General features: G+C 64.4%; 24 protein-coding genes. 20 read left to right on the forward strand and 4 right to left on the reverse strand.

All coding sequences use genetic code 11. The features are described from left to right. Positions 1-197 precede the first annotated feature (197 nt). The 12 genes from B3098_RS24835 (at position 198) to B3098_RS24890 (ending at position 12,677) form a co-directional block, all read left to right on the forward strand. Complete coding sequence (locus B3098_RS24835) at positions 198-1,175, forward strand: LysR family transcriptional regulator (RefSeq protein ID WP_175136208.1); 978 nt, start codon at positions 198-200, stop codon at positions 1,173-1,175. After that, a complete protein-coding gene (locus tag B3098_RS24840; protein ID WP_286899666.1) occupies positions 1,172-2,659 on the forward strand; it encodes a flavin-containing monooxygenase in 1,488 nt (495 codons plus the stop codon). The genes B3098_RS24835 and B3098_RS24840 overlap by 4 nt, the downstream gene beginning before the upstream one ends. Then, on the forward strand, positions 2,656-3,630 hold the full coding sequence (locus B3098_RS24845; RefSeq protein WP_056566643.1) for an ABC transporter permease: 975 nt from the start codon (positions 2,656-2,658) through the stop codon (positions 3,628-3,630). Before B3098_RS24840 ends, B3098_RS24845 begins: the two co-directional genes overlap by 4 nt. Beyond that, positions 3,627-4,544 (forward strand): ABC transporter permease, encoded by a 918-nt coding sequence (locus tag B3098_RS24850; protein WP_175136206.1) that lies wholly within the window; start codon positions 3,627-3,629, stop codon positions 4,542-4,544. The genes B3098_RS24845 and B3098_RS24850 overlap by 4 nt, the downstream gene beginning before the upstream one ends. Beyond that, a complete protein-coding gene (locus B3098_RS24855; protein ID WP_286899667.1) occupies positions 4,541-5,554 on the forward strand; it encodes an ABC transporter ATP-binding protein in 1,014 nt (337 codons plus the stop codon). Before B3098_RS24850 ends, B3098_RS24855 begins: the two co-directional genes overlap by 4 nt. Further along, complete coding sequence (locus B3098_RS24860; protein ID WP_175136204.1) at positions 5,551-6,570, forward strand: ABC transporter ATP-binding protein; 1,020 nt, start codon at positions 5,551-5,553, stop codon at positions 6,568-6,570. Before B3098_RS24855 ends, B3098_RS24860 begins: the two co-directional genes overlap by 4 nt. A gap of 74 nt (positions 6,571-6,644) precedes the next feature. Continuing rightward, positions 6,645-8,216 carry an ABC transporter substrate-binding protein gene (locus tag B3098_RS24865; protein ID WP_175121171.1) on the forward strand — a complete coding sequence of 524 codons (1,572 nt, stop codon included), beginning with the start codon at positions 6,645-6,647 and terminating at the stop codon, positions 8,214-8,216. 4 nt (positions 8,217-8,220) lie between these two features. Continuing rightward, the gene (locus B3098_RS24870) at positions 8,221-9,555 is read left to right on the forward strand and encodes an acyl-CoA thioester hydrolase/BAAT C-terminal domain-containing protein (protein ID WP_286899671.1); all 1,335 of its coding nucleotides are present in this window, start codon (positions 8,221-8,223) and stop codon (positions 9,553-9,555) included. A gap of 24 nt (positions 9,556-9,579) precedes the next feature. Then, the gene (locus tag B3098_RS24875; RefSeq protein ID WP_279972034.1) at positions 9,580-10,749 is read left to right on the forward strand and encodes a CMD domain-containing protein; all 1,170 of its coding nucleotides are present in this window, start codon (positions 9,580-9,582) and stop codon (positions 10,747-10,749) included. A 129-nt stretch (positions 10,750-10,878) separates the two neighbouring features. Next, the gene (locus B3098_RS24880) at positions 10,879-11,727 is read left to right on the forward strand and encodes a class I SAM-dependent methyltransferase (protein WP_286900269.1); all 849 of its coding nucleotides are present in this window, start codon (positions 10,879-10,881) and stop codon (positions 11,725-11,727) included. Positions 11,728-11,751: 24 nt separating this feature from the next. Next, positions 11,752-12,306 (forward strand): SMI1/KNR4 family protein, encoded by a 555-nt coding sequence (locus B3098_RS24885; protein WP_286899673.1) that lies wholly within the window; start codon positions 11,752-11,754, stop codon positions 12,304-12,306. Between the two features lie 38 nt (positions 12,307-12,344). After that, positions 12,345-12,677, forward strand: a complete 333-nt coding sequence (locus B3098_RS24890) for a hypothetical protein (protein ID WP_286899674.1) — start codon at positions 12,345-12,347, stop codon at positions 12,675-12,677. Positions 12,678-13,226: 549 nt separating this feature from the next. Here the strand turns inward: B3098_RS24890 and B3098_RS24895 are convergent. Both B3098_RS24895 and B3098_RS24900 read right to left on the reverse strand, forming a co-directional pair. After that, the gene (locus B3098_RS24895) at positions 13,227-13,439 is read right to left on the reverse strand and encodes a hypothetical protein (protein WP_175121166.1); all 213 of its coding nucleotides are present in this window, start codon (positions 13,437-13,439) and stop codon (positions 13,227-13,229) included. A 139-nt stretch (positions 13,440-13,578) separates the two neighbouring features. Continuing rightward, a complete protein-coding gene (locus tag B3098_RS24900) occupies positions 13,579-14,187 on the reverse strand; it encodes a hypothetical protein (RefSeq protein ID WP_286899675.1) in 609 nt (202 codons plus the stop codon). A 167-nt stretch (positions 14,188-14,354) separates the two neighbouring features. Between B3098_RS24900 and B3098_RS24905 the strand changes: the two genes are divergently transcribed. Together B3098_RS24905 and B3098_RS24910 are read left to right on the forward strand one after the other, a co-directional pair. Continuing rightward, positions 14,355-16,247, forward strand: coding sequence for a DUF4157 domain-containing protein (locus B3098_RS24905; RefSeq protein ID WP_286899677.1), 1,893 nt, complete (start codon positions 14,355-14,357; stop codon positions 16,245-16,247). Between the two features lie 45 nt (positions 16,248-16,292). Next, the gene (locus B3098_RS24910; protein ID WP_286899678.1) at positions 16,293-16,715 is read left to right on the forward strand and encodes a hypothetical protein; all 423 of its coding nucleotides are present in this window, start codon (positions 16,293-16,295) and stop codon (positions 16,713-16,715) included. 27 nt (positions 16,716-16,742) lie between these two features. Here the strand turns inward: B3098_RS24910 and B3098_RS24915 are convergent, their stop codons facing one another. Continuing rightward, positions 16,743-17,771, reverse strand: coding sequence for an NADP-dependent oxidoreductase (locus B3098_RS24915; RefSeq protein ID WP_286899679.1), 1,029 nt, complete (start codon positions 17,769-17,771; stop codon positions 16,743-16,745). Between the two features lie 112 nt (positions 17,772-17,883). Here B3098_RS24915 and B3098_RS24920 point away from each other — a divergent pair, with 112 nt between their 5' ends. The 3 genes from B3098_RS24920 (at position 17,884) to B3098_RS24930 (ending at position 20,449) form a co-directional block, all read left to right on the forward strand. Beyond that, positions 17,884-18,783 carry a LysR family transcriptional regulator gene (locus B3098_RS24920; RefSeq protein WP_286899680.1) on the forward strand — a complete coding sequence of 300 codons (900 nt, stop codon included), beginning with the start codon at positions 17,884-17,886 and terminating at the stop codon, positions 18,781-18,783. 204 nt (positions 18,784-18,987) lie between these two features. Continuing rightward, the gene (locus B3098_RS24925) at positions 18,988-19,731 is read left to right on the forward strand and encodes a DUF899 domain-containing protein (protein ID WP_286900271.1); all 744 of its coding nucleotides are present in this window, start codon (positions 18,988-18,990) and stop codon (positions 19,729-19,731) included. Between the two features lie 139 nt (positions 19,732-19,870). Next, complete coding sequence (locus tag B3098_RS24930) at positions 19,871-20,449, forward strand: hypothetical protein (RefSeq protein WP_286899682.1); 579 nt, start codon at positions 19,871-19,873, stop codon at positions 20,447-20,449. Positions 20,450-20,452: 3 nt separating this feature from the next. Here B3098_RS24930 and B3098_RS24935 read toward each other — a convergent pair whose 3' ends face one another. Continuing rightward, positions 20,453-21,499, reverse strand: coding sequence for a hypothetical protein (locus B3098_RS24935; RefSeq protein ID WP_286899684.1), 1,047 nt, complete (start codon positions 21,497-21,499; stop codon positions 20,453-20,455). Between the two features lie 237 nt (positions 21,500-21,736). Between B3098_RS24935 and B3098_RS24940 the strand changes: the two genes are divergently transcribed. The 3 genes from B3098_RS24940 (at position 21,737) to B3098_RS24950 (ending at position 23,392) form a co-directional block, all read left to right on the forward strand. After that, positions 21,737-21,991 carry a hypothetical protein gene (locus tag B3098_RS24940; RefSeq protein ID WP_286899685.1) on the forward strand — a complete coding sequence of 85 codons (255 nt, stop codon included), beginning with the start codon at positions 21,737-21,739 and terminating at the stop codon, positions 21,989-21,991. Positions 21,992-22,027: 36 nt separating this feature from the next. Continuing rightward, positions 22,028-22,657 (forward strand): hypothetical protein, encoded by a 630-nt coding sequence (locus B3098_RS24945; protein ID WP_286899686.1) that lies wholly within the window; start codon positions 22,028-22,030, stop codon positions 22,655-22,657. 141 nt (positions 22,658-22,798) lie between these two features. Next, the gene (locus B3098_RS24950) at positions 22,799-23,392 is read left to right on the forward strand and encodes a BPSL1445 family SYLF domain-containing lipoprotein (protein WP_286899688.1); all 594 of its coding nucleotides are present in this window, start codon (positions 22,799-22,801) and stop codon (positions 23,390-23,392) included. The last annotated feature ends 2 nt before the right edge of the window (positions 23,393-23,394 follow it).

Raw genomic sequence — 23,394 nt, forward strand, 5'->3', positions numbered from 1 at the left:
CGTCCTTCAGCGTCTGCGCCCTCTCCTGGCGCTCCGGACAGGGCTCCTCTCCGGACTTACCCTAAGTCCTTGAAATAACTCGCGGTAATTAAAAATGCGCGGTCATTCGCATCTAGGGAATTTACTTATGCCTTTTTAGTATTTGTAGGGTGCATACTCGAGCGGCCAGAATTCGTCCTTGGCATAAATCAAGACCAATGGAACTCCGTCAACTCGAGGCCTTTGCGGCCGTCATGTCCACCGGCAGCGTCACCGCAGCCGGACGGCTGCTGGGACGCTCGCAGCCGGCGATCAGCCGGTTGCTGCAGGAACTGGAGGCCGAAATCGGCTATCCCCTGTTCGCGCGCAGCGGCCCCCGCGTGACGCCGACCGAACAGGGGTTCCTGCTGTATGACGACGTTGAGCGTGCGCTGACCAGCCTGCAGCAGATCCGCGGCCGTGCCGATGAGATCGCGCGCGGCCAGGCGCAGCCGCTCCTGGTGACCGCCACGTCCGCCCTCGCCGCCGGTCTGGTGCCCGCTGCCCTCAAACGCATCGAAGACCGCCTCGGCGCCGCACGCGTGCAGTTGCGCAGCGCCTCGCCGGAACGCGTGGTGCACGCTGTGCTGTCGGGCGCCGCGCAACTGGGCGTGACCAGCCTGCCGCTGGAACACCGCGGCCTGACCGTGCACTGGATTGCCCAGGCCCCCTGCGTCGTCGCCCTGCCCGAAGACGATCCTGTGGCGCAGCATGCCGTGGTGCCGGTGTCGGCCCTTGCCGGCCGCCGTCTCATCACCATGGCCAATCCCTATCGCCTGCGCCGCCGTCTGGACGCGGCCCTCTCGCACAACGTACAGGCGCTGGGCACCATTGAAACCAATTCGTCCGTCAATGCCCTGGCCGCGGTCCGCGCCGGGCTTGGCGTGTCGGTGCTGGAACCCGTGACTGCCTACGGCTCGCCGGTGGCGGGCGTGGCGATCCGGCCCATCGACCTGGATATCCCCTTCTTTTTTGGGGTCATCACCCCGCAGTCGCAAACGCTGACGCCGGCCTGCCAGGCCATGGCGGACGCACTGGCCGAAGCCGCCGCAGCCCTGCTGCCGGGCTTCGTGCTGCACGACGCCTGCGAGCATTCGGCGCTGTTGCAGTCGATCTACGGCGATGACGCCCCTGTTATGGAAACACCCGCATCATGAATCTGCCCATTGCCACCCCGCCGCAAGGCCTGCCCGCCCTGGAGGCGCGCCTTCGGCAAGACCTGTCCTGGCTGGAACTGCCCGCCAAGAACTGGGTGACGCCCCGGCTGGTCGATGGCCAGCAGGTGCTGGACGTGGCCATCATCGGCGGCGGCATGGGCGGTCTTGCGGCGGCGGCGTCGTTGAAGCATCTGGGCATCGACGCGCCGATTTTCGATCAGGCGCCCGAAGGCTTCGAAGGCCCGTGGGCCACGACGGCTCGCATGGAGACGCTGCGCTCGCCCAAGCAACTGACCGGTCCCGCGCTCGGCCTGCCCGCGTTGACCTTCCGAGCCTGGTTCGAAGCGCAATTCGGCCTGGACGCATGGGAAGCGCTGGACAAGATCCCGCGCCTGCAATGGATGGACTACCTGCGCTGGTACCGCCGCGTGCTGAACCTGGACGTGCGCAACGAACACCGCATCCTGTCCGTGCAGCCGCGCGCCGACAAGCTGGTGGAACTGGACATCCAGTCGCCCGCCGGGCGCAGCACCGTCCTGGCCCGCCGTGTCGTGCTGGCCACGGGCCGCGACGGCCTGGGCGGCGCCTATGTGCCTGACTTTGCAAAGAAACTGCCGCGCGACCGGTGGGCGCATTCGTCCGACGTGATGGACTACAACACGCTGGCCGGCAAGCGCGTCGGCGTCGTGGGCGCGGGCGCATCCGCCATGGACAGCGCGGCGACCGCGCTGGAAGCCGGCGCGGCCAGCGTCGACCTGCTGATCCGCCGCAACGACATCCCCCGAATCAACAAGGGCAAGGGCGCGGGCAACCCAGGCCTGACCCACGGCCACCTGACGCTGCCCGACGAATGGAAGTGGAAGATCCGCCACTACATCAACGCCGCGCAAGTGCCGCCCCCGCGCGGCAGCACGCTGCGCGTGTCGCGCCACCCAAATGCCTTCTTCAACCTGGGCTGTGGCGTGCTGGACCTGGCGCTGATCGATGACGAGATCCACGTCACCACGCCCAAAGGCGTGTTCGTGCTGGACTTCCTGATCTTCTCCACGGGCTTTCGCATCGACTGGACCGTGCGCCCGGAATTCGCGCCGCTCGCGCCTCACGTGCGCGCCTGGGGCGACCGCTACACGCCGCCCGCCGGCGAGGAAGACCAGGAACTGCATGATTCGCCCGACCTGGGCCCCGTCTTCGAACTGCAGGAGAAAGTGCCCGGCGCCTGCCCCGGCCTGGATCGCGTGCACTGCTTCTCGTACCCCGCCGCGCTGACGCAAGGCACGATCTCGGGCGACATCCCCGCCATCAGCGAAGGCGCAAAGCGCCTGGCGCAAGGCATCGCGGGTCTGTTCTACCGCGAAGACGTGGCCACGCACTACGCCAACATGGAAGCGTTCTCCGAGCCCGAAGTGTTCGGCGATGAATGGACCCCAGCCCCGGCGCCGGCCCCCGCGCCGGCGACGGCTTCGCAGGCGGAGACCGCGCAATGACAGCATGGCTGCTACGCCGCGTGGCGCAAGCCGCCGTGGTCGTGTTCCTGATGACGCTCATCGTCTTCGTGGGGCTGCACGCCATCGGCAACCCCGTGGACATCCTGATCGGCCAGGACGTGGACCAGGTCGACCGCGCGCGCATCATCGCCGAACTGGGTCTGGACAAGCCCCTGTGGCAGCAGTACCTGGCCTTCCTGAACGGCGCGCTGCACGGCAACCTGGGCAACAGTTTCGTCTACAACATTCCGGCGATCGAACTGGTGATCCAGCGCCTGCCGGCCACGCTTGAATTGGCGATCACCGCCCTGTCGTTTGCCGTCATCGTCGGCCTGCCGCTGGGCCTGTTCGCCGGCCTGTACCCCGACAGCCGCGCGTCCAAGATGATCATGGCCGGCAGCATCGTCGGCTTCTCGCTGCCCACCTTCTGGGTGGCGCTGATGCTGATCATGGCGTTCAGCGTGTCGCTCGGCTGGCTGCCGGCCAGCGGCCGCGGCCAGACGGTGGAGTTCCTGGGCTTTCAGTGGTCGTGGCTGACGGCCGACGGCTGGCGCCACCTGATCCTGCCGGCGTTCAACCTGTCGCTCTTCAAGATCTCGCTGGTCATCCGCCTGACCCGCGCCGGCGTGCGCGACGTGATGCCGCTGGACTTCGTGAAGTTCGCGCGCGCCAAGGGCCTGTCGCCCTTCCGCGTGGTCTGTGTGCACGTGCTGCGCAACACCATGATTCCGCTGGTGACCGTGCTGGGCCTGGAACTCGGTTCGACCATCGCCTTTGCCGTCATCACCGAAAGCATCTTTGCCTGGCCCGGCGCCGGCAAGCTGATCCTGGATAGCCTGAACGCGCTGGACCGCCCCGTGATCGTGGCCTACCTGATCGTGGTGGTGTGCCTGTTCGTGACGCTGAACCTGATCGTCGACATTCTGTACAAAGTGCTGGACCCCCGGGTGCGGCTGGAGGCCACGGCATGAGTTCCGTATCCAATACCGCGCAGGCGCCTGCCCTGCGCCGCGAGTCGCCGTGGCGCCGCAACCTGACCGAGTTCCTGTCGTCCAAGACGGCGGTGCTGGGCCTGGTGGTGGCCACGCTGCTGATCCTGGCTGCCGTGCTGGCGCCCTGGATCTCGCCGCAGAACCCGTATGACCTGCTGCAGATCGACGTGCTGGACTCGCGCCTGCCGCCCGGCACCATGAACGGCCTGGAGACCTTTCACTACTGGCTGGGCACCGACGGCCAGGGCCGCGACCTGTTGTCCGGCATCCTGTACGGCCTGCGCATCAGCCTGATGGTGGGCGTTGGCTCGGCGCTGATCGCCGGCATCATCGGCACGCTGCTGGGTCTGTTGGCCGCCTACGCCGGCGGCAAGGTCGACGCCTTCATCATGCGTCTCGTGGACCTGATCCTGTCGTTCCCGTCGATCCTGGTGGCCATGATGATCCTGGCCTATCTGGGCAAGGGCGTGGGCAACGTGGTGCTGACGCTCGTGATCCTGGAATGGGCCTACTACGCCCGCACCGCGCGCGGCCAGGCCCTGGTCGAACGCCGCCGCGAATACGTCGAAGCCGCCCGCTGCCTGGACATTCCCAACTGGCGGATCATGTTGAAGCACATCCTGCCCAACTGCCTGCCGCCGCTGATCGTGATCGGCACGCTGCAGATCGCGCGCGCCATCACGCTGGAAGCCACGCTGAGCTTTCTGGGCCTGGGCGTGCCGGTGACCGAACCGTCGCTGGGCCTGCTGATTTCCAACGGCTTTCAATACATGCTGTCCGGCGAATACTGGATCAGCTTCTACCCCGGCATCGCGCTGCTCATCACCATCGTGGCGATCAACCTGGTGGGCGACCGCCTGCGCGACGTGCTGAACCCGAGGACTCACAAATGACCGACCGCACCGCCTCGGCTGGCGCGCCGGCCACGCTTGAAGTGCGCAACCTGCGCACGCAGTTCCATACCCGCGCGGGCGTGCTGCCCGCCGTGGATGGCGTCTCTTTTAAGCTGGAACGCGGCAAGATTCTGGGCCTGGTCGGCGAATCCGGCTCGGGCAAGTCCGTGACGGGCTTCTCCATCATGGGTCTGGTCGATGCGCCGGGCCGCATCGCTGGCGGCGAGGTGCTGTTCCAGGGCCGCGACCTGACCAAGCTGGCGCCGCGCGAGTTGCGCAAGCTGCAGGGCAACCGCATCGCGATGATCTTCCAGGATCCGATGATGACGCTGAACCCCGTGCTGCGGGTGGACGTGCAGATGATCGAGACCGTACGCGCCCATAACAAGATGAGCAAGGCCGAGGCCCGCGTCCTGGCGCGCGACACGCTAGGCATGATGGGCATTCCCAGCCCCGAGGAACGCCTGCTGGCCTACCCGCATCAACTGTCCGGCGGCATGCGCCAGCGCGTGGCCATTGCCATTGCCATGCTGCACCGCCCGGATCTCATCATTGCCGACGAACCCACCACCGCGCTGGACGTCACCATCCAGGCGCAGATCCTGTCCGAAGTGCAGAAGCTCGCGCAGCAGCACGGCACCAGCCTCATCTGGATCACGCACGATCTTTCCGTGGTGGCCGGCCTGGCCGACGACGTGGCCGTCATGTATGCCGGCCGCATCGTCGAACACGGCAAGGTCGACGACGTGCTGGACCGTCCGCAGCACCCGTACACCGTGGGCCTGATCGACAGTCTGCCCAGCAACAACCAGCGCGGGCAGCGCCTGCGCCAGATTCCCGGCATGACGCCGAACCTGCTGCACCTACCGACCGGCTGTGCGTTCGCGGCGCGCTGCGCGCGCGCCACTGCCACCTGCGGCCAGCAACCCGGCATCACCCAAGCCTTACCCGACCACGACGTGCGCTGCTTCCATCCTTCCATCCAGATCCACCGCGAGGTGGCGGCATGAGCGCAACCGCCAACGCCCCCACCCCGCTGATCGACCTGCGCCAGGTCAGCAAGCGCTTCGGCGAACGCAAGATCGGCGCCGCCGGCCGCGCGATGCAATCGCTGGGCCTGTCCAAGCCGCCCGCCATCACGCGTGCCGTGGACCACGTCGATCTCATCGTGAACCCCGGCGAAGTCGTCGGCCTGGTCGGCGAATCCGGCTGCGGCAAGTCCACGCTGGGCCGCATCGCGGCCGGCCTGCTCACGCCCTCGGGTGGCGAGGTCCGCATCAACGGCGTGCGTCCCGCCGACATGAACGCGGCCGAGGCCCATGCCGCGCGCTTGAAAGTGCAGATGATCTTTCAGGACCCCTACGCCAGCCTCAACCCGCGCCTGCGCGTGGACGAGATCGTCGGCGAAGCGGCGCGCATTCATGGCCTGGTCGGCAACGGCGACTTCGACGACTACGTCAGCGCGCAACTCGAGCGCGCGGGCCTGGACCCCGCCCTGCGCCAGCGCTATCCGCACCAGTTCAGCGGCGGCCAGCGCCAACGCATCGGCATTGCCCGCGCGCTGGCCGTGCAGCCGTCCATGCTGGTCTGCGACGAGGCAGTGGCCGCGCTGGATGTGTCGATCCAGGCGCAGATCCTGAACCTGTTCATGGACCTGCGCGAAGAGCTGAACCTGACGTACCTCTTCATCAGCCATGACCTGGGCGTGGTCGAACACCTGTCCGACCGCGTCGTCATCATGTATCTGGGCCGCGTCGTGGAAACGGCGACGGTGGAAGAAGTCTTCCAGCGTCCCAACCACCCGTACACCCAGGCGCTGCTGGCCGAGATTCCCACCCTGAAGTCGCGCCACAAGACCTTTACCGCGATCAAGGGCGAGATCCCCAGCCCGCTCAACCCGCCCACCGGCTGCCATTTCCATCCGCGATGTCCGCACGCGATGCCGCGCTGCAAGACCGAGGTTCCCACATTGAAGGGAATCGCCATCAACCACCTGAGCGCCTGTCACCTGAACGACATGGCCTGACGATCAATGACTGCGGCACGACCGCCGCGGTCAATGGACCCACTCCGTTCCCCCTCTACCAAGGATCCCGGACAATGAAACGCCTGATTCTCTCGACCCTCACCGCCGCCATCCTGGGCGCCTCGGCCGCGGCCTCCGCCGACAACCTGTCGATCGGCTTTGCCGACCCGCTGTCGTCGCTGGACCCGCAGTTGAACAACCACGCCGGCGACCGCTCGGTGGCCCTGCACTTCTGGGACCTCCTGATCGAGAACAAGTGGAACAAGCTGCAGCCGGGTCTGGCCGTGAGCTGGAAGCCGCTGGACAACACCACCTGGGAATTCAAGCTGCGTGAAGGCGTCAAGTGGCAGGACGGCACGCCGTTCACGGCCGACGACCTGATCTACTCCTACACCCGCGCCCGAGGCGTGCCCGGCAGCGTCGCCACCTACGCCGGCTACCTGCGCACCATCGACACGATGACCGCCAAGGACCCGCTGACGCTCATCGTCAAGACCAAGGCCCCGAACCCCGACCTGCCCCTGAACCTGGCGTCCATCCACGTCGTCAGCAAGCACGTCGGCGAAAAGTCGTCGACCGAAGACTACAACTCGGGCAAGGCCATGGTCGGCACCGGCCCCTACAAGTTCGTCTCGTACACCCCCGGCGACCGCGTCCTGATGGAACGCAACGACGCCTACTGGGGCGACAAGCAGATCTGGGAAAAGGTCAACTACCGCTACATCAACAACGCTGCCGCCCGCACCGCCGCCCTCTTGGCCGGCGACGTGGACGTGATCGACAAGGTCTCGGTGTCCGACCTGGCCAAGCTGCAAAAGGCCTCGAACATCTCGGTCTACCCGTACGACGGCCTGCGCGTCATGCTGCTGCAACCCAGCTTCAACCCCGCGCCCAACCAGTACATCACCGACAACAACGGCAAGCCGCTGGACAAGAACCCGCTCCTGGACGTGCGCGTGCGCCAGGCGCTGAACCTGGCCATCAATCGCAAGGCCATCGCCGACCGCATCCTGCAAGGCGCCGCCACCGAAGCCAACCAGTGGATGCCCAAGGGCACCTTCGGCTACAACCCCGAAATCAAGGACATCCCCAACGACGTCGCGCAGGCCAAGAAGCTGCTGGCTGAAGCGGGCTTCCCGGACGGCTTCAAGCTGACCATGCACGTCCCCAACGACCGCTACCCGCAAGGCCCGGAAACGGCTCAGGCGGTCGCGCAGTTCTGGACCCGCGTGGGCGTGAAGACGCAAGTGGAAGTCGTGCCGTGGGCCGTGTACTCGGGCCGCGCCAACAAGAACGAATTCGCCGTCAGCATGCTGGCGTGGGGCAACGGCACGGGTGAGGCCAGCTATGCGCTGGTCAACATCCTGGCTACGGTCGACGCCAAGAAGGGCCTGGGCGCCTCCAACTGGGGTCACTACACGAATGCCAAGGTCGACGCCGCGCTGGAGCAATCCACCTCGGAATTCGACGTGGCCAAGCGTGAAGCCATCCTGCGCGACTCCGTCAAGCTCGTGTCCGATGACGTCGGCATCATCCCGCTGTTCCACTACAAGAACATCTGGGCCACCAAGAAGGGCCTGAAGGTCACGCCGATGACCAGCGACCGCACGGCCGCCATGATGGTCACCAAGGTTTCGGACAAGTAAAGCCATGGCGCCGACCCTGACCATCACCCCCGCGGACGCCCTCATCGACGTCCCGCGCCAGATCCGCGTCGAACACGTGGCGCCCGGCGCGACCGTCGAGATCACCGCCCTCACCCGCCGCAACGGCGTGGTCTGGCAAGCCCAGGCCGCCTATACGGCGGGCGAGGACGGCGTGGTTGACCTGACCCGCGAAGCGCCCGTTTCCGGCGACTACACCGGCTTGTCCCCGATGGGACTGATCTGGGCGCAGTCCCCCGACGACGGCAAGAGCCGTGAATACTTCAACCACCCGGTGACCGACGCGCTCGTCACCGACGTGGTGGCTCGCGTGCAAGGCGCCGAGGCGCGCGCTTCGTTCACGCAACGCCTGGCGTCCGACGGCGTCACGCGCGTCGAGGTCCGCGAGGAAGGTCTGGTCGGCACCCTGTACCTGCCCGCCGGCAGCGCCCCGGGTTCGCATCCTGCCGTCATGATCCTGAACGGGTCTGGCGGCGGCATCAACGAACCGCGCGCCGCCCTGTACGCCTCGCGCGGTTACGCCGCCTTTGCGCTGGCGTACTTCAAGGCGCCAGGCCTGTCGGACTACATTTCCAACACCCCGCTCGAATACTTCCAGACCGGACTGCGCTGGCTGCGCAAGAAGGTCCAGCCCAAGCACGACTTCGTCGCCATCAGCGGCCAGTCGCGCGGCGGCGAACTGGTGCTGCTGTTGGGCGCCACCTTCCCCAAGGAAGTGTCGGCGGTCGTGGCGTACGTGCCCGGCGCCGTCGTCCACAGCGGCCAGAACGCGTGCGATCCCAAGATCGGCCGCGAAGGCCCGACGTGGCTGCTGGGCGGCAAGCCCATTCCCCACGTCTGGGAAAACAACCGTACCGCCACGTGGGCCCCGTTCGATGAAGGCCCCGCGCCGCATCGCCACGAAAAGGCCATCCTGACCGCGCTGCAAGACCCCGACGCCGTCGCCCGCGCCCGCATCCGCGTGGAAGACATCGAAGGCCCGGTCATGCTGCTGTCCGGCACCGACGACGGCTCGTGGCCGTCCAGCCTGTATTCGAAGATGGTGCAGGACAAGCTGGTCGAGGTGCAGCACCCGTACCCGGTCAAGTGGCTGGATTACGAGAACGGCGGCCACTCGATCCTGTTCCCCTACGTGCCCACCACGCAGCTTGTGTACGCCCACCCGGTGTCGGGCAAGATCAGCACCAGCGGCGGCAACCCCAAGGACAACGCCCGCGCCGATCAGGAATCCTGGGAAGGCGTGACGTCATTCCTGGATGCGGCGGTGAAGGCCAAGGGTGCGGCGGCTGCGACTGCGGACGACGCGCGCAACGCCGGCTGAAAGAAACTTTAGGAGAATTCCTCAATGGCACAACAACCCATCGTCTACGACATCAACAAAGACCTCGTCGACCAGCTCGTGGGCCTGACGCCCGGCACGCAGACCTTTGACGTGCGCCACAAGCGCGACAAGGTCGCCGCCGCCACGCAAGGCAGCTACGACGCCCTGTTCGACCCGGCCCTGCCCGGCCTGTCGCTGACCGACCGGCTGCTGGTCGCGCTGTATGCCACGCGCATCACGCCGTCGCCGCTGCTGGCTGCGCACTATCGCGCCCGCGCCGTGGAAGCCGGCGCCGCGGCAGCGGACATCGCCGTCGCCGAATCGGGCAAACCGGCCGACGCCGCCAACCCGCAACTGGCCGCCGTGCTGGAATTCACGCGCAAGCTGATTGAAAAGCCTGTCGAAGGCGACGAGGCGGCGCTGAAGACGCTGCCGGCGGCGGGGGTTTCGACGCCAGCTGTTGTCACCCTGTCGCAGCTGATCGCCTTCCTGTCGTATCAGACGCGTCTGGTGGCGGGGTTGGTGGCGATGAAGGCCGCTGAGGGTCAAGGCGCCGGATCTGCTGCCGCGGAAGCGACTGCCGTCATCAACCCCGGCAACACCGAACCCGGCGACGTCATCAAGGCCCACGGTTTCACCAACGAAGTCCTGGAGTGGAAGGCCTGGCTCGACGTCGTCAACGTCGACACCGCCACGCCCGAACAGATCGCCGTCCTGGAAGAAAGCCACCCCAAGGCCAAGGTCTCGGACTACTACCTGTTTCTGGTCCACCAGCCGGAAATCCTGCGCCAACGCTCCACGGCCTTCAACGCCATCATGTACGCCCCGGGCGGCATGTCGCGCGCCGAACGCGAACTGGGCGCCACCGTCGTGTCGCGCGTGAACGGCTGCGTGTACTGCGCGTCGGTGCACGCGCAGCGGTTCGAGCAACTGGCCAAGCGCAATGACGTGATTGGGCAGGTGTTCGAGGATCCGATCACGGCTGGCACGACGAAGCGTGAACAGGCTATTGGCAAGTTCTCGATCCAGATCACCGAAGCGCAGGCCGACGTGAACGCGGCCAGCATCCAGGCGCTGAAGGACGTTGGATTGAATGATGGTGAGATCCTGGATCTGCTGCATTCGGACGCGATCTTTGCGTGGGCGAATCGGTTGATGCTGAATTTGGGTGAGCCTGTCCTCGTGACGGTCTGAGGCGCTCCTTTGACCTGCGTGTCTGGCGCCGGCGCTCAGGAAGAGCCGGAGTCAAACACGCGGAGGGGTAAAATGCCTCTTTCCGCACCTCTACGCGCCCCGCCCCAGCGGGGCGCTTTGCCTTTCCCCATGTCCGAAAAAACCCACGACATCCGCCCCGGCCAGTCGATCGAACTGCTCAAGGCTCTGCACATCCTGACCCGCGACGGCAAGATGAACCAGGACAGCCGCCGCAAGCTCAAGCAGGTCTACCACCTATTCCAGTTCATCGAGCCGCTGCTCAAGGACGTCCAAGCGCAACGCGGCGCCGTCACACTGGCCGACCACGGCGCGGGCAAGTCGTATCTCGGTTTCATCCTGTACGACCTGTTCTTCAAGGATCAGCCCGAGGCGCTGAAGAACGGCTCGCACATCTTCGGCATCGAAACGCGGGAAGAACTGGTGAAGTCGTCGGAGGAACTGGCCAAGCGGCTGGGATTTGACGGCATGTCGTTTCTGAACCTCTCGGTTGCGGAATCGATCACCTCGAACAAGCTTCCCGCATCGATTGACGTCGTTACCGCCCTGCACGCCTGCAATACCGCCACCGACGACGCGATTCATTTTGCGTTGGAGAAGAAGGCCAAATACATCGTGGTCGTGCCGTGCTGCCAGGCGGAAGTGGCTTCGGTGCTGCGGAAAAACAAGGCGAAGGCGTTGGCCGATCCGCTGGCGGAGATCTGGCGGCATCCGCTGCATACGCGGGAGTTTGGTAGCCAGATCACGAATGTGCTGCGGTGTTTGCAGCTTGAGGCGCATGGGTATCAGGTCAGCGTGACTGAACTGGTCGGCTGGGAGCATTCGATGAAGAATGAGCTGATCATTGCGCAATATAAAAATCTGCCGACTCGCAAGCCTGCCGAGCGTTTGACCGAGATGTTGGAGCGGATTGGATTGCAGGAACTAAAGGATCGGTTTTTCTTGCCGCAAGCTGCGTAACACGCAAAAGGACCACCAGCGGCGATGAATTTTTCCCACTACCTTGATCGGGTTCGAGCGGCATGCGACGCGCACGGTCACGCGCTAAACCTCAACCCGGGCGCGGCGGAATCGGTCCTGGAAGCGGTAGAGGCGGAACTTGGCTTCCTTATCGCTGCGGACGCCCGGCAGGCCTGGCTTTGTGCCAACGGGGCTGAGCGCGATGAGCCGGTGTTCATGCAGCCGGGCTATTTGACGGCTTACGATTTTCTGCCGATGGAAAAGGCGATTGCGGCACGAGCGCGTATGGCAGACCGAGCGCCGCGATATGTCGGATACGCTGAACCGGCGCCGCGAGATGCGCGCATCAAGGACGGCTGGTTTCACCAGGGCTGGCTCCCCTTCGCCAGTTTCGGCGGCGCAACACTGCTGCTGATGATCGACCACTCGCCCACCGAGGCGGGCACACCGGGGCAGATCATCGCCTTCACCCATGACCCGGACCAGATCACCTGGGTGGCGCCGAGCTTTGAGGCGCTATTGATGGGGTCGATTGCCGAGATCGAAGCCGATCCGGAGGAGTTTCTGGGGGAGTATTAAGCAGTATCTATGAGCCCCGACGAGCCAGAGAGCGCGAAATGCTGATGATCCTTATCTTTCCCCTTGTATTCGTGGGCGTCCTGACGATCTGGCTGGCTTGTGCGGTGAAGGGACGCTCGGTCAAAGGAGCGCCGCCTGCGCTTACCGTCACCCTCTTGGCATTAATACTTTGCTATGCCATGGGATTGATACTGATATCAATGGACCCGTGGTTTGACGACAACGGCGTACCGGAATTCATCTCCTGGAAATATCGTTGGGCATGGGCGGCATCGATCGCGGGCTGGCTCGCAATTGTTGTCTTGCCCGCGGTGCTCGGACTTCGGGCAGTCTTCCTTTCGCGTGCTCGGAAGCAGTTGCCGCTTGCATGAACGCCACCGGGTCCAAGATTGAGAGGATGCAAAAGAAAGGCCGTGACTTGCGCCACGGCCCCAGGCATCGGCTAACTGCGTCACCCTACCTATGCCCCAACTTTTAACGCGATTTAGCCGCCGCTGCTTTATCCAGATTACTCGCCGCAGACCATCGTGAAATCTGAAGCTGCCGTTCTACAGCGAGCGCTCGCTGGGAACGGAATATGGATTTATCAGCGTTTCCACCTGCAGCACATCGCATGCTGCAGGTGTATGAAACCACCGCGGCAATCATTACGGAAATAAGACTACTTCGAATCTTTTGGGAAACTTGGCTGACTGGCCGTAATGAATGATCGGCTTCGGTAGATAAAACGCCGAGCGCGTTTTCAGAATGAGAGCATTTTGAAATTCTGCCCAGCACCACGCTGACCGGGCGCTGGGCATTCTATCGGGATGAGGCGTCAGGTGTTCGACGATCCCGATCGCGTCGCGTTCAAGAACCCGCGCAGCTGCACCGCGGCGGGATCAGGACGCCATCACCAATCAGACAAGCCGCGGGCCGCGTCAGTCTCCAGAGCTTCGACGCAACCGATCGGAAGACTGTTTATTCAACCGTTTGGCTTCGTCTTCCGCGTAATCTTCCTCGCCCGACTCGTATTGGCCTTCATAACCGCAGCTGCTGCGAAGCAATCCGCACTCGCCGACGACCGAGCAGCCCGAACTCATCGCGGCAAGAAACAACACAACACCGTAGCGGCTTAACGTTTGAATCGACATATCGCTCCTTGGAAATGGGTCTGGCATTCGTCAGACATAGGATGCCATTGTGCATGGGCGAAGATGTGTCGGCCGGCGCGCTGCGGCGTTTCGAATTGTCTCTGGCTGTAGGCTGACGATTGTCCACGTCCCTGCGCAGTCATAGATGCCGGTGGCTGCAGCCCATGACCTGACCCGTCAGTTCGCCGATCAGGCCCGCCAGCCCTTCCGCACTCTCGCGATCCAGTCCTTCGCATTGCACCATCCGGAATCCCATCGCCAGGCTGTAATGCCAATCGAGTTCAAGGATGCTATAACTGCGTCCGCCTTCTTCGCATTGCCATTGGACGGCCGGGTTCTCGTAGGCTTCGCCGATGAAGTCGATGTGCGACTCGGCGGGCATCGGCATGGCGGGTTCGTTCGATCCCGGCACGCTCGGCGCGAAAAGATTTTCGCCGACCATGACGCGGGGATTCGGCCCATCAAAGGCCAGCAACATGAGCGGAAAGTGTCTGGGATCGGCGTCGTAATCCTCTCTGACAGCATCGCTCAGGTAGGGTCTGGCCGCCGGGCCGAGGCAGTAGTGGACGCTGCGCCATGACGCGTCATCTCCGTCGAAACCGTCGTCGTTGTTGGCGCGGTAGGGAATGGTGTCGCCATGCGCCGGCAGGACATAACCCCCTTCCAGCAGCCGCGCTTCCAACGCGGGCCAATTGGGCGGCGGCAGATGGAAGTCGCGGGGAAAGATGAATTGATGGTGTTCAGACATGGGCGGAATCCGAAAGCCGTGAGGGTTTGGCGATGTCAGTTAATGACGAGCGCGTACTGAAACGGTGATGCCGGAGTATTACAGAAATAGGTGCCGGACCAAACCCGCCCGTATTCAGCCACCCAGCAAAGGAGGACAATAATCGCCGGAACGAACGGAGCGAATCCATGCGCGCTTTCGTGCAAAAGCCCAAGGCGGCGGTTCACAAAGGGCCGGCCGCAAGCCGCAAACGGGACGCAGCGGATAAGCGTGCAGCGTCGCGCACGCCGCCAGATGAGGCTGCGCGCGATACGAAACTTCAGCGGTGGCGTCCGGTTCATGCGGTCTCCGCGATATCCGTACATCCCCCCGGCACGCACATTGCGATCAGCCATCCCGGCGACGCGTCAGAGCAGGAAGCGCATCGCATGTCCGAACACGTGATGCGCATGCCGCAATCCCAAGACGATCAGGCGCACGGCGCGGTGCGGCCCACCTTGCAACCCACACCGGTTCCACCGCCCCCGCTTCTGCGGCCGGCTGACCCACGCAACGCGGCATCGCTCGATGACATTCCTGGCCTTCGCGACGTGCTATCCATCCAAGGCCGTCCCCTCGACGCCCATACCCGCGCCTTCATGGAGTCTCGTTTCCAGCGCGACTTCAGCCACGTCCAGCTGCATTCCGATGCGCTGGCGACTGGTTCTGCAAGGGCCGTTGAAGCCCGCGCCTTTACCGTCGGCCATCACATCGTTTTGAACGCGGGTCAGTACGCGCCGGGCACGACCGCAGGCCGCGCGCTGCTGGCGCATGAGCTGGCGCACGTGGTTCAGCAATCGTCGATGAGCACGCACGGCGCCTGTCTTCTCCAGCGCGACGCAAGCGGTCCGACCTATGGCAATCTGCCCAGGGATCTGCCGGCGCCGGGATCGTCGGGCGAAGTCGTCCGGCTCAGGAACGTCAACGGCACATGGAAGGAGGTCGGCCCAAAGTACGTCCGCACGGCGCGCGGCAACTATGACTTTGTGGTGAAAGACGGCGAGATCTTCGCCGTCAAGTCGAAGAGGACGGTCGGCGGCGGATATGGTCACACCGAAGCGGCGCGCGGCGAACGCGTCAACTGGGCGGGCCAAGTGGATTTCGAGAGCGGCAAGGTCAAGACCTGGAACGATGGTACGGGTCACTATCGATCCTTATCGACCATGCGCGACCCCGCCGTGCGAGCCGGGCTACCCGACGAAAAGTTCGTTCAGCACCCGGATAACGTAGGACGCCCCCGGCCAAGAGGGTCCCTGCCCCAACTCCCCGTCGAACAACCCGCTACCAAACCCCGCATTCCCGGCGAACAGCCCAAGGTCCCCGCCGGCCCGCCTCGGATGGAGGAATTTGAACAACGCTTCGGCAAGAAAGCTGCGTCCGCGCCCGCCGCCACCACCGCCGCCCTGGCCGAAGAAGCTGGATCGGTCCTGAAAGTCCAAGGGCGCGCGGCCTCGGCGCTCGGCAAGATCGGCAGCGCCGCCGGCTGGGTGGCCGACTTCCTGATGCCCGGCCCGCAGGACGCGATCATGCTGATGGTGCAATTTGCGATGACCTACGCCGAGGCGCAGGAAGCGGCGCGCGCGGAAGGGATGCGCACGGGCTTCGGCCACGGTCTTAGCGCCGGATTGCTGCGGTTAAGCCGAAGCTGGATCCGAGACAACCTGGCGCCCAGGGTCATCAGCCGCAGCGTCGCGAGCGAGGTGGCGGCTACCACCGGGTATCGGGAAAAAGGCGTGGTCCAGGGCCTGGTGGCGGGCATCTCGTTTGCCGAGCGGCTCAATGCGGATCAGCGCAAGGCCCTGCTGAAAGAAGCGACGCGTGCCATGCGGGCCAAGGGTGATGACGTGACGTTACGCGCACGCTGGGAGCGTGGCTACACCGCCAACGACATCATTGACCTGTCCGTCGCACTGGCGCCGCGAATCGACGAAATCCTGGAGGAAGCGCGCAAGAACGAGGAACTGCGCCAGGCGGCCGAGGAGTGGGAAAAGCTGAAGAAGTATGGGCCGCTTTTGCCACTGGCGCCGTTGTTCGAGCAGTAGCCGCTGTGGCATAGTCGCTGTGCCCTGCCCGACCGCTTCTGATCCATGCGCAACTCGCCCGATCCCTTCGCCCCACCTCGCAAACAGCGTGCTGGAAAATCCAATTCGCTGCTGTGGATACTTGAGCCGCTCGAAAGCGACGCAAGCTACACGCATCGCAAGATGTTCGGCGCCGACGCCGCGTACCTAGACGGCTTGCTGTATCTGATCGTGGCCGATCGGGACGACCCATGGAACGGGGTCATGGTCTGTACGTCGCAGGAACGTCATGCGGCGCTGCTCGCGGACATTCCCGACCTCTTGCCGCATCCGGTGCTGGGAAAGTGGCTGTACTTGCCGCAGTCGAGCGAGTCCTTCGAATCGACTGCGGCAACGCTGGCGGCATTGGCCGTGGCGCGCGATCCGCGCCTGGGGGTGGCGCCCAAGCCGAAGGCGCGGCGCAGCAAGGCGCGCACGATCGGCCAATAGGCCGCCTGAACGCCAGACGCCGGTGCGTCAGTCCCCCACCCGCACCACCAGCTTCCCGAAGTTCTTGCCTTCGAGCAGACCGATCAGCGCTTCGGGCGCATTTTCAAGACCCTCGACTACATCCTCGCGCCACCGCAGCTTGCCCTCGCGGATCCACTGCCCGGCCACGTTCAGGAACTCGTCTTCCTGTTCCTTCGGGAAATCGAACACGATGAACCCCTTCATGGTGATACGCCGCGAAAGGATCTCGCGCATGGTGGCGGGCAGGCGGTCGGGACCGCTCCGGTCGGCGGGGCCGTCGTTGTAGTTGGCGATCAGGCCGCACACCGGCACGCGGGCAAAGTCGTTCAGCAGCGGCAGCACGGCGTCCCACACATGGCCGCTGACGTTCTCAAAGTACACGTCGATGCCGTCAGGGCAGGCTTCGGCCAGCTTCTGCGCAAAGTCCGGCGCATGGTGGTCCACGACTACGTCAAAGCCCAGCTCTTCCTTCACAAAGGCGCACTTCTCCGGCCCGCCCGCGATGCCCACGACGCGCGCGCCCTTGATGCGTGCAATCTGGCCGACGACCGAACCCACCGCGCCGCTCGCGGCTGCGACGACGACGGTTTCACCTGGCTTGGGCTGGCCGATGTTCAGCAGCCCGACATAGGCCGTCAGCCCGGGCATGCCAAGCACGCCCAGCGCGGTCGAGGGCGGCGCGTTGGCCGGGTCGAGCCGGCGCAGAGCGGTACCGTCGGACAGCGCGTAGCGTTGCCAACCGGCAGACGACAGGACGATGTCGCCTTCGCGCCAGTCGGGATGGCGCGACGTATGAACACGGGCAACCGTGCCGCCGACCATCACATCGCCGATTTCCATGGGCGTGGCGTAGGATTTTTCGTCGCTGACGCGCCAACGCATGTAGGGATCCAGCGACAGGGTCTGGACTTCCAGCAGCACCTGGCCGTCGGCCGGTTCGGGAACAGGCACACGTTCGACGCGGAAATCAGTGGCTTTGGGGCGGCCGACGGGCCGGGAGGCGAGGACGACGCGCAGGTTTTGGGGGTGTGTCATGGTGGATGGTTCCTTGAGTTGAGTCGGACATTTCGCGACAAGGGTCATCCTAGGCACGCGCCAGGGTTACAGCTAGACTGATATCTCGTAAACCAGATTTCAGGTATTGATAATGTCAGCCGATTTCGACCCTGCCCTGCTCCGCACCTTTGTCGCCGTCTGCCGATACGGCAGCCTGAGCCGCGCAGCGGACCAATCCGGCCGCGCGCAATCGGCGCTCAGTACGCAGATCCGCCGTCTGGAGGAAATGGTGGGCAAGCGGCTGCTGCATCGCACCGGCCGTGGCATGGCGCCCACCACCGAGGGCGAGGTGCTGCTCAGTTACGCCAACCGCATCCTCGCGCTGGGCGAGGCCGCCGCGGCGCGGCTGCGCGAGCGCGCGGTGGCTGGCAGCGTTCGCATCGGGCTGTCCGAGGACGTGGCGGTGGCCGCCTTGCCGGCGGCGCTGGGCCGCCTGCGGCGCTCGTGTCCCAATCTGCATCTGGACGTTGTCATCGACGACGGCGAGCGGCTTGCCGCGCGTTGGCAGGATGGCACGCTGGATGTGGCCGTGGGCGCCTGCGTGGGCTTTGTCGATGAACCCATCGAGTCCTGGAGCGTGGATCTGCATTGGGTTTGCGGCATCGACGAAACCCTGGACCCGGACCAGCCGCTGGACGTGATCGTCTATGCCGAACCGTGCTCCTGGCGCCGGCTGGCATTCGATGCGCTGACGGCGTCGGGGCGGGATTTTCGGGTGTCGCTGACCAGTCACAACGTGGGCGCCACGATCGCGGCTGTCGAGAACGGCCTGGGCGTGGCCTTGTTGACGACCGAGTGTCTGCGGCCCGACACCATGCGCGTGATTTCCATTGGGGACGAAGGCGCATTGCCGCTGAGCGCGCAATTTGGCCTGTACGCGGCGCATCGTCTGAACGAAAGCGGCCAGGCCGCCATGTCGCTGTTGCGCGAAAGCCTGCGGGGGTGGACCGCACAGGCCATGCCGCGGGAGGCGGCGCTGATCCCCGCCTGACGCAGAACGAAAGGATCGCGCAGATCGTGCGGCACCAGTCTGACGCAGTTTCGCGCCAGATTTGTTACTCCTGTACCGCCCTTCCCGGTGCCACACTGTTCCCATTTCCCCCGCCCGAACAGAGCGCAAGGGAATTAAAGACACCAGGAGGATCACCCCATGACCACACCCCCAGCATCCGCAGGCAACGGCGCCCCCGCCGCCATGCAGACGCCCCCGGTCGTATCCGCTGAAGACTGGGAAGCCGCCCGCCAACAACTGCTCATCAAGGAAAAGGCCCACACCCGCGCCCGCGACGCGCTGGCTGCCGAGCGCCGCCGCATGCCCTGGACAGCGGTGGACAAGGAATACGTCTTTGATGGCCCGTCCGGCAAGGTCACGCTGCGCGACCTGTTCGACGGCCGCCGGCAACTCATCGTCTACCGCGCGTTTCACGAGCCGGGCGTATTCGGCTGGCCGGACCACGCGTGCCGGGGCTGTTCGATGGTCGCGGACCAGGTTGCGCATCTGGCACACCTGAACGCCCGCGACACGACGCTGGTCTTCGTGTCCCGCGCGCCGCAGGCGGACATTGAACGGCTGAAGGCGCGCATGGGCTGGACGATGCCGTCGTTCACGCTGACCGACAGCTTCGATGCGGACTTCGGCGTGGACGAATGGCACGGCACCAACGTGTTCTTTCGCGACGGCGACCGCATTTATCGCACTTACTTCCTGAACAACCGTGGCGACGAGCAGATGGGCGGCACGTGGAACTACCTGGACATCACGCCGCTGGGACGGCAGGAGACCTGGGAGGATTCCCCCGCGGGCTATCCGCAGACGCCGCCGTACAAGTGGTGGAACTGGCACGACAGCTATGTGCAGGATGCGCCGCCGGATCAGAAGTGGGTCGAGGTGTCCGACGCGGGCGAGAAGGCGTTCCGGAATCACTGCGATCCGAAGTAGGAAGGCGTCGCAGCAGCCGCGTGATTCAACGCTTGCTTCAGCGCCTGTTTAAAATCAGCGCTCGCAAATTCTGCAGCGCGCGTCATGAAAATCGACCGAGGCCTCAACAACCGCCGTCCGCGTTCCCGAGTCAGCCAGCATGAGCAGTGAGCTGGCTGACTGGAAACGCGCCCTCCTGCCTTGCCGACTTCCCGCAATTGCCGCGCTGGTGCTTGCCGGCGTCGCCATCTACTGCTTCAGCGCGGCAAAAGACGTCCGTCTGCCCTATGACCCCGCGAAGCTGAACACGATCAGCCTGCGGGTGGACAAGGTGGCAAGCTGCGACACCAGGGCGAAGATTCGCGGGCGGTGGGAGCACTATGGCGCGCTCTGCGTGTATTCAGGCAACTATCCCTACATGGTGTTCAAGTTCTATGAAGCGACCTACAGGGTTCCGTATACCGAGGGAGAGCAAGTAGAGTTTGCGGTGCAGGAAAACGACGCGCAGCTTGCCGACAGCACGATTGCGCTTCAGTACAACATGGCCATTCCCGTCCGGGTTTATGGCGTGCGCAAGAACGGTGAAACGCTGGTCGATGCAAAGCTGGTGCACGACGCGAACTACGCGCGCAAGATGAAGTTCAACATGAACGGGTGGATCGCGCTGATTCTGGCGGCCGGCGCAGCGGTCATCACGTTCAAGCGGGCCCGGAAGATCCTGAACGAATCGATGTGGTGAATCTCAAGCGCGCTCGCTTTCACGACTGAGCACGCGGGTCCAGGCCTGCAGCAACATGACCGCGTCCTCGTCGGACACATACTGTGGCGCGGCGCGCGCCATCGCGGCAAACAGCAGCGCATCGCAAGCCGCTTGCCACATCGGCTTCAACACCTGTTCGGTCTCGCCGTCTTCCTCGATCAAGGTAAACGCGTTGCCGCCCTCCAGTTGCTCGGCGCGCTGCCGCAGTTGGCTGTGGATCAGCAGAAAGCCGGAGTGAATCGGCGACCGGGCTTTGTCGCCCCGCCGCGTGGCGGCCAACGCGCCGCGCCAATTGCTTTCTTCATCCGCAGCCGGCTCGCCGTCCTCTTGCGACCAGCGCATCCACGCGCGGCTGTACGCCATCCAGGCGTTCTCCGGCAGGTGGTCGGCCAACGCCTGCGCCTCGCTGCGCGACAGCGTATTGATCTGCGCGATGATCTCCAGCACCGCCTCGCCCTTCGGGCCGAACAGCACCGACAACGGCAACGCTTCCAGCAGTTCGATGGCACTGGCGCGCCAGTAGCCCGGCTCCGCAACCAGATCGGACATATCACCCTGCTTCACAACACGCACGCGCCAAAGCTTTCCGGGCCAGCGGCTGCCAATGACGATGGAGTCAAGCGACTGGTCCACCACGATCCACGGCGGAACAGGCTTTATCAACGCCACGCGGTCCGCAGTCCGCATCAGCTTGAATGCGGGGTCGGGCAGGTCGAACCAGTACCCGACAGGCATCGCTTGCCGTACGGCCGTCAGACCCGCGTCGGTCACGTCGCCGCCGCAATGCCGGCACACGCGCGCCTCGCGCAGAATGCGCTCGCCGCAATGCAGGCATTCGATATGCGTGGAAAGAAGCGGCTGGCTGGCGAGCGGCGACCGGTTGGGAATGCGCTTGAGGAAAATGCCCGCGACCGGCGCACTGATCAGGCCGGCAAGCAAGGCCCACCCGATACCATTGCGCCCGCGACGCTTGGCCATGAAGCCGACCACGATCGCGAGTGCGATCCAGAGAAAGATGATGAGAAGCATGGCGCGATGTTAAACCGAGGGGATTCGGTCTTGCGCTGAGTGGATTCGACGGGCCGGCGGAACCGGGAGTCCAAAAATGAATGCCCCGGCTCGAGGCCGGGGTGGGATTAGGTCTTACATGATGGGTCTTAGGCTTGCGCCCATTGGAAGCCATCACCAACCTTGAACGGATTTTATGCTTTCGCGCCGGGCACGGTCAAACCACGGCGGCAGTTCTTCCATTCAAGGTGCGTCGACATGCCCCACACCCTTCAATACCGTCCACTACTGATCGAAGCGCTCATCAGCAACGAGCGAATCAGCAGCTATCAAAGCGTGTTCCTTCCCAACAACGATGTGGAGCTAATGGGCGTATACCTATGGAACATGCTTGTTTGCGGTGCGCTATATCCGCTGATCAGCGCCGTCGAAATTTCCTTGCGCAATGCGATCGACCAGGCGCTTGTCGCCGAACTTGGGCGGTTCTGGTGGGCGGGCGGTAAGCTGCGATAGCGCTCATTTGCGCCCGACGCAGATGCGCCGCGTGCCGTGCTGGCTGTGCGCGAGAACTTCGCGAAAGCGACTCGCAGCCATGCGTCCGACCTGCGCCGCCGGCATGCCGTACGAGGCACCGTAAGGCCGCAACATCACAGCATCATCGCAAAAACGGATTTCTCAACCTGGGAGTTCCTCCTGGACGCGGAGTTCATGGGCCGTGGACTCATCTGGCCCAAGCATCTGTCCGCGGTGTTCCGTGGCCCATGGCCGGTGCACCGCGCCGGAGCAATGCTGGCACATGTGCATGATTTGGTGGCTACGCTGCGCGACTTTCGAAATCGCCTGTTTCACCATGAACCGGCATGGAAGCGGTACGGCGTGTCGAGTGAAGCGGATGCCATGCAGGTCTTGCGCGAAAAGATCGGCAAGGTGGAAAGCCTGCTTGCGTTGATACATCCGGAGAATCTGAGGCTGTTGCAAGCCAATGGCTTGCTGCGCGACGCGCACCGAGCCTGCTCGTCAGCCGAGATTCGGCGATTTCAGCATCTGGCGCACGCCCATCAAGTCACCTCGCTGGACGTATTGGCTGAGCTGGCGACCTGTTGCGCGCGGGACAACGAAATCGTGACGGCACAGACCCCTCTGCACACGCAGCAACGCTTCTTGATCCGTGCACCGTAAGCGCGCGCGACCGCCCCGGAAGCAAACACTTTTTCACCCCGAACGACCTACACCCGTCGCCTCCTCGCGCGAGCCGGGGTAATCTCCAGCCAGGAGATGATTTGATGTACCTCGTTGGTCACCCACAAAAAGGAAGCGCAAATGCTTGATATCACTTCGAAATTCCGCAGGACTGCCGTCGCCGCCGTCACGTTGGGCATGGCAGGTTTTCTTTTTGCGGGCTGCACCACGACGGATTCGCGCGCTACGGCCACCGCCGCCGAAAAGCGTCAGGAACTGGATGCCGCCACGGCGGCCACGCTGTCCAAGCTGTATGAATCCTCGCCGCAATCACGGCAACTGGTGGAACGCGCCCGGGGCGTCCTGGTGTTTCCGTCGGTGCTGAGCGCCAGCTTCATCGTGGGCGCCCAGCATGGGACAGGCGTGCTGCAGGTCAGCGGTCAGGACAAGGGCTACTACAGCATTACGGGCGGATCCATCGGCTTTCAGGCGGGCGCACAGTCCAAGGCGATGGTGCTGCTTTTCATGACGGACGACGCGCTGGCCAAGTTCCGCGCCAGCAGCGGCTGGACGATCGGCGCGGACGCCACCGTCGCCGTGGCCAACGTGGGCGTCAACGGCAGCATCGATTCCAACACCGCGCAGCAACCCATCGTCGGCTTCGTGATGAACAACGGCGGCCTGATGGCGGGCGTGTCGGTGGATGGCAGCAAGATTTCGCCGCTGCTGCTGTAGCG

Source organism: Achromobacter sp. UBA2119, assembly GCF_002331005.1.
In the GTDB taxonomy this organism is placed as follows: domain Bacteria; phylum Pseudomonadota; class Gammaproteobacteria; order Burkholderiales; family Burkholderiaceae_B; genus Achromobacter; species Achromobacter animicus.